The sequence below is a fragment of the Gemmatimonadota bacterium genome, from assembly GCA_016704275.1.
In the GTDB taxonomy this organism is placed as follows: Bacteria; Gemmatimonadota; Gemmatimonadetes; order Gemmatimonadales; family GWC2-71-9; genus Palsa-1233.
In genome coordinates this window covers 124869-141998 of the sequence record JADJAK010000005.1, presented here as the reverse complement: position 1 = coordinate 141998, position 17130 = coordinate 124869, and the positions used below count along the sequence as shown (strand labels likewise).

General features: G+C 68.2%; 13 protein-coding genes. 4 read left to right on the top strand and 9 right to left on the bottom strand.

Features of this window, described 5'->3' with window-relative positions:
• Positions 1-76 precede the first annotated feature (76 nt).
• The 8 genes from IPG05_11360 to thrS form a co-directional block, all read right to left on the bottom strand.
• Positions 77-1765: a M28 family peptidase gene (locus IPG05_11360; protein MBK6495676.1), complete on the bottom strand. Its 1689-nt coding sequence runs from the start codon at positions 1763-1765 to the stop codon at positions 77-79.
• A 116-nt stretch (positions 1766-1881) separates the two neighbouring features.
• Positions 1882-2271, bottom strand: a complete 390-nt coding sequence (locus tag IPG05_11355) for a hypothetical protein (protein ID MBK6495675.1) — start codon at positions 2269-2271, stop codon at positions 1882-1884.
• 5 nt (positions 2272-2276) lie between these two features.
• Entirely contained in the window at positions 2277-3521 is a 1245-nt protein-coding gene (locus tag IPG05_11350) for a serine hydroxymethyltransferase (protein MBK6495674.1), read from the bottom strand.
• Positions 3522-3547: 26 nt separating this feature from the next.
• Entirely contained in the window at positions 3548-3988 is a 441-nt protein-coding gene (rpiB, locus tag IPG05_11345) for a ribose 5-phosphate isomerase B (GenBank protein ID MBK6495673.1), read from the bottom strand.
• A 170-nt stretch (positions 3989-4158) separates the two neighbouring features.
• A complete protein-coding gene (locus IPG05_11340) occupies positions 4159-5226 on the bottom strand; it encodes a Glu/Leu/Phe/Val dehydrogenase (GenBank protein ID MBK6495672.1) in 1068 nt (355 codons plus the stop codon).
• Between the two features lie 76 nt (positions 5227-5302).
• A complete protein-coding gene (locus IPG05_11335; protein ID MBK6495671.1) occupies positions 5303-6151 on the bottom strand; it encodes a 3-hydroxybutyryl-CoA dehydrogenase in 849 nt (282 codons plus the stop codon).
• Positions 6152-6212: 61 nt separating this feature from the next.
• Complete coding sequence (locus IPG05_11330) at positions 6213-7400, bottom strand: acetyl-CoA C-acyltransferase (protein MBK6495670.1); 1188 nt, start codon at positions 7398-7400, stop codon at positions 6213-6215.
• Between the two features lie 14 nt (positions 7401-7414).
• Entirely contained in the window at positions 7415-9382 is a 1968-nt protein-coding gene (gene thrS / locus IPG05_11325; GenBank protein ID MBK6495669.1) for a threonine--tRNA ligase, read from the bottom strand.
• Positions 9383-9460: 78 nt separating this feature from the next.
• Here thrS and IPG05_11320 point away from each other — a divergent pair, with 78 nt between their 5' ends.
• Genes IPG05_11320 through IPG05_11305 form a run of 4 tightly spaced genes read left to right on the top strand, consistent with a single transcriptional unit; the run spans position 9461 to position 14410 of the window.
• A complete protein-coding gene (locus tag IPG05_11320; GenBank protein MBK6495668.1) occupies positions 9461-9907 on the top strand; it encodes a hypothetical protein in 447 nt (148 codons plus the stop codon).
• Positions 9904-12573 carry a valine--tRNA ligase gene (locus IPG05_11315; protein MBK6495667.1) on the top strand — a complete coding sequence of 890 codons (2670 nt, stop codon included), beginning with the start codon at positions 9904-9906 and terminating at the stop codon, positions 12571-12573. The genes IPG05_11320 and IPG05_11315 overlap by 4 nt, the downstream gene beginning before the upstream one ends.
• A 44-nt stretch (positions 12574-12617) precedes the next feature.
• Positions 12618-13868, top strand: a complete 1251-nt coding sequence (locus tag IPG05_11310; protein ID MBK6495666.1) for a carboxypeptidase regulatory-like domain-containing protein — start codon at positions 12618-12620, stop codon at positions 13866-13868.
• Positions 13865-14410: an HAD family hydrolase gene (locus IPG05_11305; protein ID MBK6495665.1), complete on the top strand. Its 546-nt coding sequence runs from the start codon at positions 13865-13867 to the stop codon at positions 14408-14410. The genes IPG05_11310 and IPG05_11305 overlap by 4 nt, the downstream gene beginning before the upstream one ends.
• 4 nt (positions 14411-14414) lie before the next feature.
• Here IPG05_11305 and IPG05_11300 read toward each other — a convergent pair whose 3' ends face one another.
• On the bottom strand, positions 14415-17039 hold the full coding sequence (locus IPG05_11300; protein ID MBK6495664.1) for a carbohydrate binding family 9 domain-containing protein: 2625 nt from the start codon (positions 17037-17039) through the stop codon (positions 14415-14417).
• Positions 17040-17130 lie beyond the last annotated feature (91 nt).

The following is a 17130-nucleotide window of genomic DNA, read 5'->3' as shown; positions in this document are numbered from 1 at the left end:
TCCCACGCCGTCGCTTGCACGGGCGTGATCACGGGGATGACGGGCATGTCCGAAAGCTACACCGCCCGCCGAATGCTCATCGATTCTTCGGGGTCACCCACCAGAGGGTGTACGGGACCGGGCCATCCCACCTGGGGCGCTCCGGATCGTCAGCCGCCAGCCAGAGCGCCCCGTAGGAGAGCTTCGAGACATTGCTGATCTTGGCGATGTCGAGGAGGCGTGGTTCATCCGTCGGCTGGTGGTATTCCGGGGTGGTCCCGTTGAAGAACTGCATGATGGGAATGCCATTCTCGAGGTACGGGCCCGCGTCAGTCCGGGGATAATAGAACTCGCTGGTCACGTCCTCGTAGACCTGATCGACGGCGATGAACGGGAATTCCTTCGCGGCGCGCATCAGATGCGCCTGGCTCTTGCTGCTGAGCAACTTCGGCCCGGTGACATAGATCGAATCCGCGGACGAGAGATTCTGGATGCGCGCGCTGTTGGGCGCACGGCTGCGCCCGATCATGTCATTGCTGACGTGGAGCACCAGCTTGTTCGACCACGGGCCGTACGCGATGAAGCGGGTCCCCCACAGCCCTGTCTCCTCACCAGAATCCCAGATCATCAGGATTGAACGCCGAGGCCTCGGGCCGGCCACGATGGCGCGCGCGATCGCCAGATTCCCCGCGCTGCCGCTGGCGTTGTCGTCGGCGGCGTTGTACTGGTTGGGGAGCGTGTTGCCGGGGATCTCTCCGCCGGCGCGGACCGCGCCGTCGAGGTGCGCCGCGAGCGAGATCCACTCCTCCTTCAGCTTCGGGTCGGAACCTTCCCACAACCCGACCACATTGTACGGGCGCGCCTCGGCGGTCGTCGCGGCGAAGTTGATGGTCACGCGCTTGCCGAGCGCGGCCGACTTGGGGTAACGCTTCGTCGCATCCGCGGCGAGGACCTCGGCGGCAGAGACGCCGGTTCCCGCCAGCAGCCTTCTGACGGCGGCTTCCGACAGGACCACGCGGGGGACCTGGTACTGGGCGTAGGCCACCCCCAGTGACGGGTTGAGGTCCTGCCCTGTGGTCGCGCGCCGGTTCCAGCCGTTCAGCAATGCGGGGGTGGGGACCAGCAGGATCCCGAGCGCCCCCTTGAAACGCGCCTCTTCCAGGTAGGTGGTGTAGTCAACACCCATGACGCCCATCGTGTCGGGGGCGCCAAGCACACCGCCGCTCCGCACCTGCCCGCGCACCGTGACGGGATTGACGAGGATCCACTTCCCCTTGATATCCAGGTCTGCATAGGGGTCGATCCCCTTCTTGCGCCGCGCCAGTCCATCCCCGACGCAAATCACGTCCGCCTGACGCACCCCGCCGACCAGGAAGGAGAACACGTAGAAGTCATCGCCCCACTTCAACGGCTCCGTCCCGATCGACCCGGAGACGCGGGTCGTGTCGAGCCTGGACTGCGTCACCGTGTAGTGCGCGAAGTACGTCCCGTTGTCACCCATCGGCTTGACGCCGAGCTCCTTCAGCCGTCGGGCGATGTAGTGGGCAGCGGAGTCGTAGCCAGGGGAGGGCGCATTCGGAAACGGGGTGCGTCGCCCCATGTTGGCGTCGGAAGCGAGGTAGTCGACATCACGTCGGATATCCGATTCGCGAATCTCGCCGGCGGCCTGCTTGGCGGCGGCCAACCTCGACTCGAGCGTGACAGGTCCGACGGTGGGCGCCCGACCTGTCGAGCACGCGGCAAGGACGACCACCGCCCCGGGAAGAATTCGACGCAACAGCGGCATGACGGCCTCGCATCCAGCGCAGAGTATGGGGGGGATGGAACTCGTGGCTCTCGATGACGGATCGGATCGCACGGTGGAAAGGGACGACCAGTGGGTCACTGCGGCGAACGACTGGCCTATGCGGCGGGGTCCCACCGCATGGCGCCGATCGTGTCGAAGGCACCGGCGAACTCGAAGACGTCCAGGAAATCCTCTTCCCGGTCGCCGGGCTGCACGCTCAACAGACCGATGGCCACGAGGGCGTAGACGATCCGGCCGAAGTCCGCGGTCCGCGTCACGCGCCAGTGCTCGAGTACCGGCTGCGCCAGCAGTCCGAAGCGCTCGAGCGCCAGATCCCGACACGCCCACGACAGTTCCGCCCCGGTCACGTGCCGACGTGCATCGAGCCGCTCCTGGAGGAACTCGATCGCCTCGAGCATGAAGAGATAGGCGCGCTCGTCGTACTCCGTTCCCGCGACGGCGCGGATCCGGGCGAGCACCCCGTCGGCGAACTGGAGATCAGGCACCTGGCTCAGCCCTCGGCACCGGTGGTGGCGTAGAGCGGGAACTTCCCCGCCAGTTCCTCGACGCTGCCCTTTACGCGCGCGAGCACGGCGGCGTCGTGATGACAGGTCAGCGCCTGGTCGATCAACTCCGCCACCCGGACCATCTCCGCTGCACCCATGCCGCGCGTCGTGATGGCGGGCGTCCCGAGACGGATCCCCGAGGTCACGAACGGCGACTGCGGGTCGTCCGGGATGGTGTTCTTGTTGACCGTGATGCCAGCCTCGCCGAGCACGCGTTCGGCTTCCTTCCCCGTCAGCTCCTTCGGCCGGAGGTCCACGAGCATCAGGTGCGTGTCGGTGCCGCCCGAGACGATGGCATAGCCGCGCTCGACCATCGCTTCGGAGAGCGTGTGGGCGTTGTCGACCACCCGACGCGAATAGGCCCGGAAGTCCTCCGTCAGCGCCTCACCGAAGGCGACAGCCTTCGCGGCGATCACATGCTCAAGCGGCCCGCCCTGACTCCCCGGGAAGACCGACTTGTCGATCGCCTTGGCGTGTGGTTCGTGGCAGAGGATGATGCCGCCGCGGGGGCCGCGCAGCGTCTTGTGCGTGGTGGACGTCGCGATGTGCGCGTGCTCGAGCGGATTCGGGTGCACGCCACCCGCCACGAGCCCGGCGAAGTGCGCCATGTCGACCAGGAAGGTCGCCTCGACTTCGTCGGCGATCGCGCGGAAGGCCGCGAAGTCGATGATGCGGGCGTAGGCCGAGCCGCCGGCGATGATCAGCTTCGGCCGCTCGCGGCGCGCCATCTCGCGCACCTGGTCGTAATCGATCCGGCCGGTGTCGGCGCGGACGCCATACTGCACCGACTTCCACACCTGCCCGGAGTGGTTGATCGGGGCGCCGTGGGTCAGGTGGCCGCCATGTGGCAACGCGAGCCCCATCAACGTCTCGCCCGGCTTGATCACCGCCATGAAGGCGGCAAAGTTGGCCTGGGCGCCGGAGTGCGGCTGCACGTTGGCGTGCGGCGCGCCAAAGAGCTGCTTGCACCGGTCGATGGCCAGCTGCTCCACCTGGTCGACGACCTCGCAGCCGCCGTAATAGCGCTTGCCGGGGTAGCCCTCGGCGTACTTGTTGGTCAGGCAGCTGCCCATCGCCTCGAGCACCGCGCGGGAGGCGAAGTTCTCGCTGGCGATCAGCTCGAGCCCCTCCTGCTGACGTCGCAACTCCTTCCCGATCAGGCCGGCGATGATCGGGTCGGCGGAGCTCAGCGGGGCGTCATGCTGCAATGCGTCGGTCACGTGGCGTCCTCGATCTTGGCGATGCGGCGTTCGTGGCGGCCGCCCTCGAAGGGAGTGTCCAGCCAGGCGCCGAGGATGGCGCGGGCGGTCTCAGCGTCGATGAAGCGGGCCGGGAGCACCAGCACGTTGGCATCATTGTGCTGGCGTGCCAGGGCGGCCACCTCCGGCGTCCAGGCCACGGCCGCCCGCACCCCAGGGTGCCGGTTGGCCGCGTAGCTCATCCCGAGGCCGGTCCCGCACATCAGGATGCCGCGCTTCGCCTCGCCCGTCTCGACCTCGCGCGCCACCGGGTGGGCGTAGTCAGCGTAGTCGGTCGACTCGTTCGAGTGCGTCCCGACATCCTCGACGTCGAAGCCCCGCCGCTCCAGTTCGGCGACGAGGATTTCCTTGAGTTCATAGCCGGCGTGGTCGGCGCCGATGGGGATGCGTTCTGGCATACGGGAAGATACTCGTTGGGGTGAGAAGTCGTAGGTCGTAGGTCGTAGGTCGTAGGTCGCCGACGAGGTCCTTCGACTTCGTCCGCTGCGCGGACTCCGCTCAGGATGACACGACCCACCCCACGCAACCTACGACTTACGACTTACGACCTACGACTTACGACCTACGACTACCGGTCCCCAGCCACCCACATCCGCTTGAGCGCCGCCACCGACGAAATGCGCTCCTCGGCGAGGCGGTCGGCCGCCTGGTAGGACGGAATGCCGTCGCGGGCCGCGATGGTGTAGACCCGGGTCATCGTGTCGTAGATCTCCTGCGCCTTCCGCTTGGCCCGTTCCATGGTCCAACCCTGCAGCTCGCCATAGACGTTGATCACGCCGCCGCCATTGATGACGTAGTCCGGGGCGTAGAGGATCCCCTTCTCCTCGATCATCTTGCCGTGGCGCTCCTCGGCGAGCTGGTTGTTGGCCCCACCCGCGACGATCTCGACCTTCAGCCGGGCGATGGTGTCGTCGTTGAGGATCGCCCCCAGGGCGCACGGCGCGAAGATGTCGGCCTTGGCATCGAAGATGGCATCGGCTGCCACCGCGGTGGCCCCGAGTTCATCCACGACCCGCTGGACCTTCTGTTCGTCGATGTCGCTGACGATCAGGCGGGCGCCTTCCTGCTTGAGGTGGCTCATCAGGTAGTAGGCCACCTTGCCGCACCCCTGCACCGCGATCGTCTTGCCGGCGAGCGAGTCCTTCCCCCACTTCGCCTTCGCCGAGGCCTTCATGCCGACGTAGACGCCGTAGCCGGTCACCGGCGATGGGTCGCCGGAGAGGTTCAGCAGGCCGGCGACATGCTTCGTCTCGCGCTTGATGAACTCCATGTCGGTGGGCGAGGTGCCGACGTCCTCGGCAGTGATGTAGCGGCCCCCCAGCGACTCGACGAAGCGGCCATGCGCGCGGAACAGCGACTCGCGATCGGCGCGCTTCGGGTCCGCGACGATGACCGCCTTGCCCCCACCGAGGTTCAGACCCGCCACCGCGCTCTTGTAGGTCATCCCGCGCGCCAGCCGCAGGGCGTCGTGCAGCGCCGCATCGGTGCTCTCGTACTGCCACACCCGGGTGCCGCCGAGGGCAGGCCCGAGGGTGGTGTCGTGGATCGCGATGATGCCGAAGTAGCCGCAGGACGGTTCATGGGAGAAGACCACCTGCTCGTGGCCCATGGTCTGCATGCTGGCGAAGGTATCCATGAGAAATCCATTCCGTCAGAAGGTGAGGCTGGTGATCGATCATCGATGATCGATCATCGATCATCGATACTGCACCTTACTTCGTGTATACGTAGAATCCCTTTCCGCTCTTCCGTCCCAGGTGCCCGGCTGCCACCATCCGCTTCAGCAGCGGACACGGGCGGTACTTGTCGTCCCCCAGGCCGGTGTGCAGCACGTTGAGGATCGCCAGGCAGACGTCGAGGCCGATGAAGTCGGCGAGCGTCAGCGGCCCCATCGGATGGGCCATGCCGAGCTTCATGACGGTGTCGATCGACTCGGGCGTGGCCACGCCCTCGAAGACGCAAAAGATCGCCTCGTTGATCATCGGCATCAGCACGCGATTGCTGACGAAGCCGGGGAAGTCATTGACCTCGACCGGCGTCTTGCCGAGCGCCCGCGAGAGGTCCATCACCGTGGCCGTGGTCGCATCCGACGTGTCCTGCCCACGGATGACCTCGACCAACTGCATCACCGGGACCGGATTCATGAAATGCATGCCGATGACCTGCGCAGGGCGCTTGGTCTTGGCGGCGATCTCGGTGATGGAGATGGAGGAGGTGTTGCTGGCGAGGAGGGTGTTTGGGCCGCAGAGGGCGTCAAGCTTGGCGAAGATGTCGAACTTGATCGCGGGGTTCTCGCTCGCCGCCTCGATCACCAGCTCCGCCTGCGCCGCAAGCGCCAGGTCCGTCCCCGTCGTGATCCGCGCGAGAATCTCGGCCGGCGCCTCTGCCGCCAGGGTGCCCTTCTTGACCTGACGGTCGAGGTTGCCGGCGATCGTCGCCTTGGCCTTCTCCAGTGCCGCCGCATTCACGTCGATGAGGGAGACGTCGTGGCCGTGCTGGGCAAAGACGTGGGCGATGCCGTTGCCCATCGTGCCCGAACCGATGACTGCGATCTTCGACATGATCTACCTGCATGGAATATGTGAGGCATCGATGATCGATCATCGATCATCGATCATCGATTCACTCCTTCGCCACGCTCAACGCCACGGCGTTTCCCCCACCCAGACACAACGTCGCCAGCCCCGTCGCCGCCTTCCGATCGTGCATCGCGTGGATCAGCGTGGCGAGGACGCGGGCACCGGAGGCACCGATCGGGTGGCCCAGGGCAATCGCGCCGCCGTTGACGTTGACGCGGTCGTCGTTCCACCCCAGGGCGCGGCCATCGGCGATCGCCTGCACGGCGAAGGCCTCGTTGGCTTCGATCAGGTCATAGTCGCCGATCGCCGTGCCCGACTGCTTCATCAGGTTCTGCACGGCGAGGATCGGGGCAAAGAAGAGCTCCTTCGGCTCGCCGCCACCGGTGGCGTAGCCGGTGATGCGCGCGAGCACCGGAAGTCCGTGGGCCTTCGCGAAGGCGAGCGAGGTCACCATGATCGCGGCGCCACCGTCATTCAACCCGGGCGCGTTGCCGGCGGTCACCGTGCCGTCCTTGCGGAAGACGGGCCGCAACTTGGCGAGCGACTCGGCGGTGGTGTCCGGCCGGACCGACTCGTCGGCGGAGACCATCGTCGAACCGCCCTTCCCGGCGATCTCCACCGTCACCATCTCGGCGGCAAACTTCCCGGCGGCCTGTGCCGCCGCGGCACGCTGATGCGACCGCGCCGAGAAGGCATCCTGGTCGGCGCGCGACACGCCGGCCTTCTCGGCGGTGTATTCGGCGTATTCGCCCATGTGGTTGTTGCCGAACGAGTCCCAGAGGCCGTCGTGAATCATGCCGTCGACGATGGTCTGGTTGCCCGCCTTGATGCCGTTGCGGTAGTTGTAGAGGTAGTGCGGCGCCGACGACATCGATTCCATGCCACCCGCCACGACGCAGTGCGCGTCGCCGGCCTTGATGGCCTGGGCCGCCAGCATCACGGCCTTGAGACCGGAGCCGCAGACCTTGTTGATGGTGAGGGCCGGAATGGTCGCGGGGAGGCCGGCGTGGATCATCGCCTGACGGGCCGGGGCCTGGCCCGTCCCACCCTGCACCACGTGCCCCATGATGACGTCATCGATCAGCTGGGCATCGACACCGGCGCGGCGCACCACGTCGGCAATGGCAAGGGCGCCAAGTCGCGTCGCGGGAAGCGAGGACAAGGCGCCCTGATAACGACCGATCGGCGTCCGGCAGGCGGCGACGATGACGGGAATGTGCTGGTCAGACATGCGACCTCAAGGATTCAGGACGCGGGGGAAGATAATGGGGGGGCGCCCAGGCTCCGCGTCCTCGTCCGCACCTCCTCCACCAGGCGCGCCGTGAACTCCGTCAGCGCGATGACCTCCTGCTTGTTCCCCGCCCCGCGGACCCGGACCGCCACGGCGCCGCTCTCCGCTTCCCGGCCGCCGACCACGGCGAGGTAGGGCACCTTCGCCATCTCGCCATCGCGAATCCGGTAGTTCAGCGTCTCGTTGCGGTCGTCCAGCGTCGCGCGGATGCCGGCGTCCCGCAGCGTCGCCGTCACCGCTTCGGCGGCGTCGCGCTGCGCGTCGCTGATCGGCACGACCCGGACCTGCTCCGGCGACAGCCAGAGCGGGAACGCCCCGGCGAAGTGCTCGATCAGGATCGCGATGAAGCGCTCGAACGAGCCGTTCACGGCGCGGTGGATCACCACCGGCCGATGATCCGCGTTGTCCTCGCCGACGAACGAGAGGTCGAAGCGATCGGCCGCGTTGTAGTCGAGCTGAATCGTGCCCAGCTGCCACTTCCGGCCGAGGGCGTCCTCGACATCGAAGTCGATCTTCGGTCCGTAGAATGCCCCGTCGCCCGGCTTCAGCTCGTACGACTGCCCGGTGGCCTCGAGGGCGTGGCGCAGCGCGCGCTCCGCCTCGTCCCAGAGCTGGTCCGAGCCGATCCGCTGCTCCGGCCGCGTGGCGAACTTCAGCGTCGCCTTCAGGCCGAAGGTCTCGTAGTACTTGAGGATGAACTGCACCAGCCGGTGCACCTCGGCCTGGATCTGCCGCTCCATCAGGTAGATGTGGCAGTCATCCTGCGCAAATTGCCGAACGCGCGTGAGGCCCGAGAGCGCGCCCGAGACTTCGTTCCGGTGCAGCACGTCGTAGGTGACGTAGCGGATCGGCAGCTCCCGGTACGAGTGCTTCTTGCTGCCGTAGAGCAGGTGGTGCGACGGACAGTTCATCGGCTTCAACGAGAAGTCATGCTCATTGCTCTCGTTGTCGAGGACGAGGAACATGTTCTCCTTGTACTTCCCCCAGTGCCCGGAGATTTCCCACAGCCCCTTGTTGTACATCAGGGGTGTGCGGATCTCCCGATAGCCATCCCGCTGCAGCGCGCGCATGTAGTCGTTGAGCGCGTTGTAGATCACCGTCCCCTTCTCGGTCCAGAACGCCGCGCCCGGGGCGAACGGGTGGAACATGAAGAGATCGAGCTGCTTGCCGAGCATCCGGTGGTCGCGCTTCTTCGACTCTTCGAGCCGGAAGAGGTGCTGCGCCAGCTCGTCCTTCTTGAAGTAGGCCGTGCCGTAGATCCGCTGCAGCATCTGCCGCGACGAGTCGCCGCGCCAGTAGGCGCCGGCCCCCGTGAGCAGCTTGAAGTGCTTGAGCTTCGCCGTGCTCGGCACGTGCGGCCCGCGGCAGAGGTCGACAAACGGGCCATCGGTGTAGATGGTGATCGTCTCGTCGGGGCCGAGCTCGCTGATCCGTTCCAGCTTGAGCGGATCGTCGGCGAAGCGGGCGTTGGCCTCCTCGCGGGAGACCTCCTCGCGCACGAAGGGGTAGTCCGCCGCCACGACCTCGGCCATCGCCGCCTCGAGCGCCTCAAGGTCCTCGGGCGTGAAGGGCCGGGGCACATCGAAGTCGTAGTAGAAGCCCTCGTCGATCGACGGGCCGAATCCGATCCCGGCGCCGGGGAAGATCTTCCGCACCGCGGTCGCGAGAATGTGGGCCGCCGAGTGGCGCAGGACCGGGAGGGCATCGGCATCGCGTTCGGTCAGGATCGCGACTTGATCGCCGTCCACCAGCGGGCGGCCGAGGTCGCGGATGTCGCCATTGACCCGGATCGCGACCGCCGCCCGCGCCAGCCCGGCCCCGATCGCCGCGGCCAGCGCCGCGCCGGTGGTCCCCGCCTCGAGCTCGCGAATGGAGCCATCGGGGAGGGTCACGCGGATCGGGGCGTCGAGAGCAGCGGTCATCGGGGCCAGCCTGGCAAAGGGTTCCACACGTGGCGGCAGGGCATAGGCCGTGCCGACCGAGCCTAGTATTTTAGCATCATGCCTCGTTTCGCTGCACGCCGCCGCCCTTCCCGCCCTGACGGCCTCGCTGCCGCCGGCCTTGTCACGGCCGGCCTCGCCCTCGGTGCCGCCCTCGGATTTCTGGTGGGAGAACTGGTCGGCCCCCGGGCCACCCGGGTCACTCGCCGCGACCGCCAGACCGCCCCGGTGGGCGATCGCTCGGTCGCCGAACTGGTCCATGACGCCCAGGCGGCGCTCGATGCCGACGTGCGGCTGCGCGGCCTGCAGCTCGAGGTCGTGCCTGTCGGCCGGAATGCCCTCGAACTGCATGGCTGGGTGCCCGATCGCCGCGCGCGCTCGACCGCCGCGAGGCTCGTGGCCGAGGCGGTGACGGTGGAGCGGCTGGTGAATTGCCTGCTCGTGCGCGGCGAGGACGACCTGGTCGAGCTGGGCGCGGCCGAATTGGGCGACGAGGCGATCGCGTGACCGAACCGCTCGCCCCCCAATACGACCCACGCGCCATCGAGGGCCCGCTCTACCAGTGGTGGCAGGACCGCGGATTCTACACGGTCGACGCCAACGCTCCCGGTGAGCCGTACGTCATCCAGATCCCGCCGCCGAACGTGACCGCCGTGCTGCACGCCGGACACGGACTCAACAACACCCTGCAGGATGTGTTGATCCGTTTCGAGCGGATGCGTGGTCGCAAGGCACTCTGGGTGCCCGGCACCGACCACGCCGGCATCGCCACGCAGAACGTGGTGGAGAAGCTGCTCGCCAAGGAAGGACTGACCCGCTTCGATGTGGGTCGCGAGGCGTTTGTCACCCGCGTCCGCGGGTTTGTCGAAGAGACGGGTGGTGTGATCCTCGAGCAGCTCAAGGCGCTCGGCGCCAGCTGCGACTGGTCGCGCACCTACTTCACGCTCGACGAGGATCTCTCGCGCGCGGTCCGCGAGGTGTTCGTCACGCTGCACGAGCGCGGCCTGATCTATCGCGGCAAGTACATCATCAACTGGTGCCCCCGCTGCCTCACCGCCCTCTCGAACGAGGAGGCGGAGAAGGAAGAGACCGACGGCAAGATCTGGCACCTCCGCTACCCGCGCGAGGACGGTCAGGGCTTCGTCACCGTGGCGACCACCCGCCCCGAGACGATGCTCGGCGACACCGCGGTGGCCGTGCACCCGACCGACCCGCGCTACGCCGCGCTGATCGGCACCCAGCTGCGCCTGCCACTCGCCGACCGACTCATCCCGATCGTCGGCGACGAGGCGGTCGAGGCCGACTTCGGCTCGGGCGCCGTCAAGGTCACGCCCGCGCATGATCCGACCGACTTCGAGATCGGCAAGCGCCACGGCCTGGCCCAGCTCGACGTGATGACCGACGACGCGAAGATGAACGACACCGTCCCCGAACGCTTCCGGGGCCTCGATCGCTTTGAGGCGCGGAAGCGCGTGGTCGCCGAGTTCGACGCGCTCGGGCTGCTGGAGAAGGTGGAGGCGCATCGCCACGCCGTGGGCCATTGCTACCGCTGCGACACGGTGGTCGAGCCGCGCTTGTCGGACCAGTGGTTCGTGAAGATGCAGCCGCTCGCCGATCCGGCGCTGCAGGCGTACCGCGACGGCCGGGTGAGCTTCCTCCCCGAGCGCCAGGGCGACAACTACGCCATGTGGCTCGAGAACATCCGCGATTGGTGCATCTCGCGCCAGCTCTGGTGGGGCCATCGCATCCCGGTCTGGTACTGCGAGGCTGAAGGATGTCGACAGACCATCGTCTCGCGCACCGATGTCGAGGCGTGCACCGCCTGTGGCGGCGCCGTGCGGCAGGACGAGGATGTGCTCGACACCTGGTTCTCGTCGTGGCTGGTGCCATTCTCGTCGCTCGGCTGGCCCGAGGAGACGGACGATCTCCGCGCCTTCTACCCTGGCGCGACACTCGTCACGGCCCCGGAGATCCTCTTCTTCTGGGTGGCCCGGATGATCATGGCCGGCCTCGCCTTCCGCGGCGAGGTGCCGTTCCGCACCGTGTACCTGCACGGCACCGTGCGCGACACCCAGCATCGCAAGATGTCGAAGTCGCTGGGCAACGGCATCGACCCGCTCGAGGTGATCGATCGCTTCGGCGCCGACGCCCTCCGCTACACCATGGTGAGCGGGATGGCGGTGGGGACGGACCTGATTCTCGATCCGGCCGATCTCGACGTCTCGTTCGCGCCGGGCCGCAACTTCGCCAACAAGCTGTGGAACATCGGTCGTTTCCTCCTCGGACACCTCGAGGCCGGCGCCGCGCCGCTCGCGTCGATCGCGGAGCGTGATCTCACGCTCGCCGATCGCTGGATCCTTGCGCGCGCCGAGGCAACCATCCGCGAGGCGACGCTGCAGTACGAACGCTATCGGCTCAACGACGCGGCCGCCGCGGTGTACCACTTCCTCTGGAGTGACCTCGCGGACTGGTACGTCGAGCAGGTGAAGCCGCGCCTCTATGGCAACGCCCCCGGTGGCGAGACGGCACGCGCCGTCGCGGCCCACGTCTTCGATCAGGGCCTGCGCCTGCTGCACCCGGTGATGCCGTTCATCACCGAGGCACTCTGGCAGCGGCTCCCGAACTCAGCACCCGACGCGACCATCTCCCTCGCCGCCTGGCCGCTCGCGAGCGACGGCCGTGCGGATGCGGCCGCGCTCGAGGAGTTCGGCGCCGCGCAGGCCGTCATCGGCGCCGTGCGCGCGTTGCGCGCCGAGTATGCGGTGGCTCCGGGGCAGACCGTGTCGGTGACCGTGAGCGACGCGAGCCCGGTGGCCGCGCGTGCGCTCGCGGCCGAGGGCGAGACGGTACGCCGGCTGGCCAAGGTCGAGACGCTGACCATCGGCACCGCGCCGGATGAGCCGGGTGGGACCATCGTGCTCGACGACCGCACGATCGTGTTCGTGCCGCTCGGCGACCTGGTCGACATCGCGAAGGAGTGCGCGCGCCTCGGTGCCGAGGCCGACAAGCTTGATGCGCTGGTCACCGCACAGGAGACCAAGCTCGGCAACGAGCAGTTCGTCGCCCGCGCACCAGCGGCGATCATCGACAAGGAGCGCGAGAAGCTCGTCGCCTGGCGCGCCCAGGCGGAGGCGCTGCGCGCCAAGCGCATCGCACTCGGGTGCACGGACTGAGGCGGCTCGCACTCGGGGCGTGCCTGCTCGCGGGCTGCGCGCGCATGGCCCCGCCCCCGGGCGGGCCGGCCGATGGTACGCCGCCGCTGCTGATCGGCACCATCCCCGACTCGGTGCGGATGCTCGACGGCTTCGATGGCTGGGTCGAGTTCAGGTTCGACGAGATCATCTCCGAGGGGACGCAGCCGAACTTCGGCACCGGCAACGGCGAACTCGAACGCCTGGTCATGCTCTCGCCGGCACCGGACAGCGTCATCCCGCGCGTACAGTGGAAGCGCAATCGCCTGCTGGTCCGCCCCCGCGACGGCTGGCTTCCCAATACCGTCTATCGCATCGAGTTGGCGCCCGGGATCCGCGACATCCGCGAACCCTCGAACGTGTCGCAACAGGCGTCGGTGATCACGCTCTCCACCGGTGGCGCGCTGCCCGGGCGGTACCTCATTGGGCGCGCCGTCGACTGGGGGACGCAGCGCCCCGTTCCGCTCGCGCTGATCGAGGCGTTGCTGCTGCCGGACTCCCTCCCCTATCGCACGCTCGCGGACTCCAATGGCCGTTTTGCATTCGGTCCGCTGCCGCGGGGCACCTTTCTCGTCGGGGCCGTCGTCGATCAGGATCGCAATCGTCGCCGCGGCCCGAAGGAGTCCTGGGACACCGTGCGCGTCACCGCCGCCACCGACGTGGTCGGCGAGATCTGGGCCTTTCCGCGCGACTCGACGCCGCCGCGCATTCAGTCGGCCGAGCGCGTCGACTCCTTCACGATCGGCGTGGTGCTCACGCAGACCCTTGACCCGCGCTTCGCGCTGCCGGCCGACTCGATCCGGGTGGTGCAACTCCCGGACTCCGGCACGATCGGGCCGCTCGGCGCGCTCCCGCAGCCCGCGCACGATTCGCTCTATCGCGGGCGCGGTGGTCTCACCCCCGTGAAGGCACCGGACGATACCGCGGCGGCCAAGGCCGACAGCACCCCGCCGGACGCGCGCCCCGCGGCGCCGCCGGCACGACGGCCCGTCCGTGGTGCGCCGACCGCACCGCCACCGGACAGCGTTGAGCAGGTGCGCCCGCCGCTCACGACGCGACTGATGGTGCGCACGGCGGGCGTGGTCCAGAGCGCGACCAGCTACGTGGTCGAACTCCACGGCGTCCGGACCATCGGCGGCGGGGTGGCGACGACGCTCCGGATTCGCGTCGAGGGACGGAAGCCCGTACCCAGCAAGGCGGATTCACTCGCCGCCACGAAGGACTCGACCGCCAAGGCGCGCCCCGACTCGACCAGCGGCCGGCCGACGCGCCGATGACAGACCGCGCGCCGGCCGTCTTCCTCGATCGCGACGGCACCCTGATCGAGGACCCTGGCCATCTCGCCGATCCAGCGGGTGTGGTCCTCCTTCCCGGGGTCATCGACGCACTCCACGAGCTGACCCGTCTCGGCTACCTCCGCATCATCGTCACCAATCAGTCCGGGATCGGGCAGGGCTTCTTCACCGAGGCCGACTTCGCCGCGGTGCAGGCCGAACTCCACCGGCAGCTTCTCGTCCACGGCATCACCATCGACGCGGTGTACCACTGCCCACATCGGCGCGAGGACAGCTGCGACTGCCGCAAGCCAGGCACGGCGATGCACCGGCAAGCCACCGAACGCTTCGGCATTGACCTGGCGCGGTCCTGGTGCGTGGGAGACCGGCCCGGTGACCTCCTGCCGGCGCGGACCCTCGGCGCACAGGCCATCCTGGTCCTGACCGGCGATGGGGCACTCCACGCGGACGAGGCCGGCAGCCTCGGATTTCCGGTGGCTGCCGACCTCCGGGCCGCCGTCGCCCTGCTGACGGTGCCGCGCTGAGCCGCTAGCGGTTCAACCAGTAGCTCAACTTCATCATCAGCACCTGCTGACCGGGCTCCGAGAGGAGACGGTCGAAGCTGCTCCCCGGTGCGAAACGTCCCTGCGAATCCTGGTACGCGCGCTGCTGCGTCCAGACCAGGAAGAAGGTCGAGCCAGCGGTGTACTCCCACCGGAACACCGCGTTGCCCCGCAACGACGCGAAGGTGAAATCGGGCTGCCCGATCGTGATCGCGGGGGCTGCCCCGGCTCCATCGGGGTCGACCACACCGGCCGCCCGATCCACCGTCGATCCCTCCGTCCCGAAATCGCGGAAGGCGAAGGTCCCCGGAGCCCGCAGCTCGCGCACGGTGTGGTAGCGTCCCGAGGAGATCAGCGGCTGCGCGAAGAGCTCGATCGACGTCTTCGGGGAGAGGATCCAGTTGACGCGAATGTTGCCGCTCAGCGTCTGCTGGTCGAGATCGCCGAAGAGATAGCGGCGTCCGTACGTCGCGGTTGCGGCGGGATCGTCGGCGGCGCGCAGGTACTGCGCCGGGTTGCGCAGTGCCTCGTAGCTCGGGCCCACGCTGATCGAGACGTTGGAAGCCGGCCGATAGGTGGCGGCGATGGAATAGTTCTGCGCATGCCGCTCGCCGCCGGCATACCGCGACCCGCTCAGCTCCACCTCGAACGACAGCGGCTTCCGCTCGTCGCTGGTCCAGCCAGCGAACGCTTCGAAGCCCCCTGGTGAGGCCATCGCGGGGCCACCGCGCGTCCCGCGCACGTTCGTCGACGCCGGATTGACCGTTCCCCCGAAGTAGGTGCCGGAGAAATTGCTCCAGGTGATGTTGACGTTGTTCCACCACCCGGCGCTGTTGCGCGCCCCGCCAAAGTCCCAGGTGCCGAAGATCGTGGTGGCATAGCGGGCGGAGTTGATCAGGCCGCGCGGCTTGGTCCAGCGATAGCCGCTGGACACATGGGCATTCAGCACGTCGGTGCGGCCGACGAAGCCGAGGTCGTTCGCCTCGAAGCCCGGCGACACCGCGCCCACGGCGGCGTTGAAGAGCGTGCTGCCGTTCTGCTTGTTGAGGGTGAGGCGCCCGAAGGAGCCCGACATCGTCGTCGCGTCGGGATCGAGTTCGACGTGGTCCGCGTCGGGGCGCTGGTAGTAGTGCCCCGCCCCGGCCTGCAGCGCGGTGATGCGGGCGGCCGTGCCGGTCACCCGGCTGATCGCGCCCCAGCCGCTCATGACCCACGTGCGCTTGCTGTCGAGTGTCAGCCACCCATCGAGTCCCGCGAGCTGGGCCCCCGCATCCATCTGGTCGCGCAGGCTGTTGTCGCGAAAATCGCGATGCGTCACCGTGCCGAGCACGCCCAGGCCGTGACGTCCGCCGGCGAAGTCGCGCTGCGCCCGCACCACGCCGTACCCGGCGAGCGGCTCGATCTCGGCGCGCTGCTCGACCGTGCCGTCAGAGAGACGCGCGTGCTCGCGCTGCGTCAGCGCCGACAGGGTACCGACATTCCACGAGCCAAGCCGGCCCGTCAGCTTGGCTGCGCCGAGGATCCGGACACCCTGCGGCGCTTCGCTGAACGGCGACTCCGGAATCCGGCCCTGCGGCGCGCGACCGATGCGGCGCGAGTAGAAGGGATCGAGGTTGACCCAGTTGAAGCCCATGAAGTTGTTGGCCCCGCCGTAGCCGAAGCGGAAGACGTTGATCCCCTCGACAAAGAACGGACGGCGTTCATCGAAGAAGACCTCGACGTCGCTGAGGTTCACGACCGCCGGGTCGACCTCGACCTGGCCAAAGTCGGGATTCACCGTGCCGTCGAGCTGGAAGCCGCGTCCCAGCCCCAGGCGAAAATCCGCGCCCACCGAGGGCGTGGTCTGGCTGCCGGTTCGGAAGGGATTGCCGAGGGTGGTCGGCGCCGACTCGCGCTTCCCGGTGAGGTACGGCAGCAGCTCGGCCCGGCGACGTGGCGTGACCTCGTCGGGCCCGAGCAGCTCCGCGAAGCGGGAGACGAAGCCGCTCCCCTCGCGCAGCCGCGGGATCAGATAGCTCACCTCGTTCCGGCGGCCGATGCCGCGCCCCACGTTCACGCCCCAGCGAATCGACCCCGCCGCAGCGACCCGCAACTGCGAGAGCGGAATGCGCATCTCGACGATCCACCCCTCGCCGTCGCGCCGCACCGACGACTGCCAGACGCCATCCCACGCGTCGTCGCTCCAGTCGTCGTTGTAGAGCGTGCCGTCGCTCTGCACCCCGGCCGCGCTGACCGTGAACTCGTATCCGGTGCGCCGGTCGCCCAGCGGGTCCAGGTAGAGCGAGAAGAAATCGCTCTGACTGGACCGATCGCGACGTGTCAGGAGCGCCATGACGGAATCGGGGGCGCGGTCGCGGAGCCGGGCCGCGACGTAAAGCGCCGCGTCGTCGTAGGCGAGGTGCACCGCCGTAGCCTCGCTGGCAGGGGCCCCCTCGGTCGGTGATGACTGCACCAGCGTGGTGATCAGTGCACCACCACGCCAGGCCGCGTCGTCAAGACGGCCATCGATGGCGACCGGTTCGCTGATCCGGACGGCCCGGAGTTGGGGACGGGGGGTGGTGTCGGCCACGGCGGCAACAACGGCGAGGATGGCGGTCAGCGGAAGCACCACGGCAACACTCCGGGGGGGGTAAAGGTCGGAGGTTGGATGGCACACAAGGAGCCAAGGTTGCACTGTCACCGCAGTGAAACACGGCGTTGCA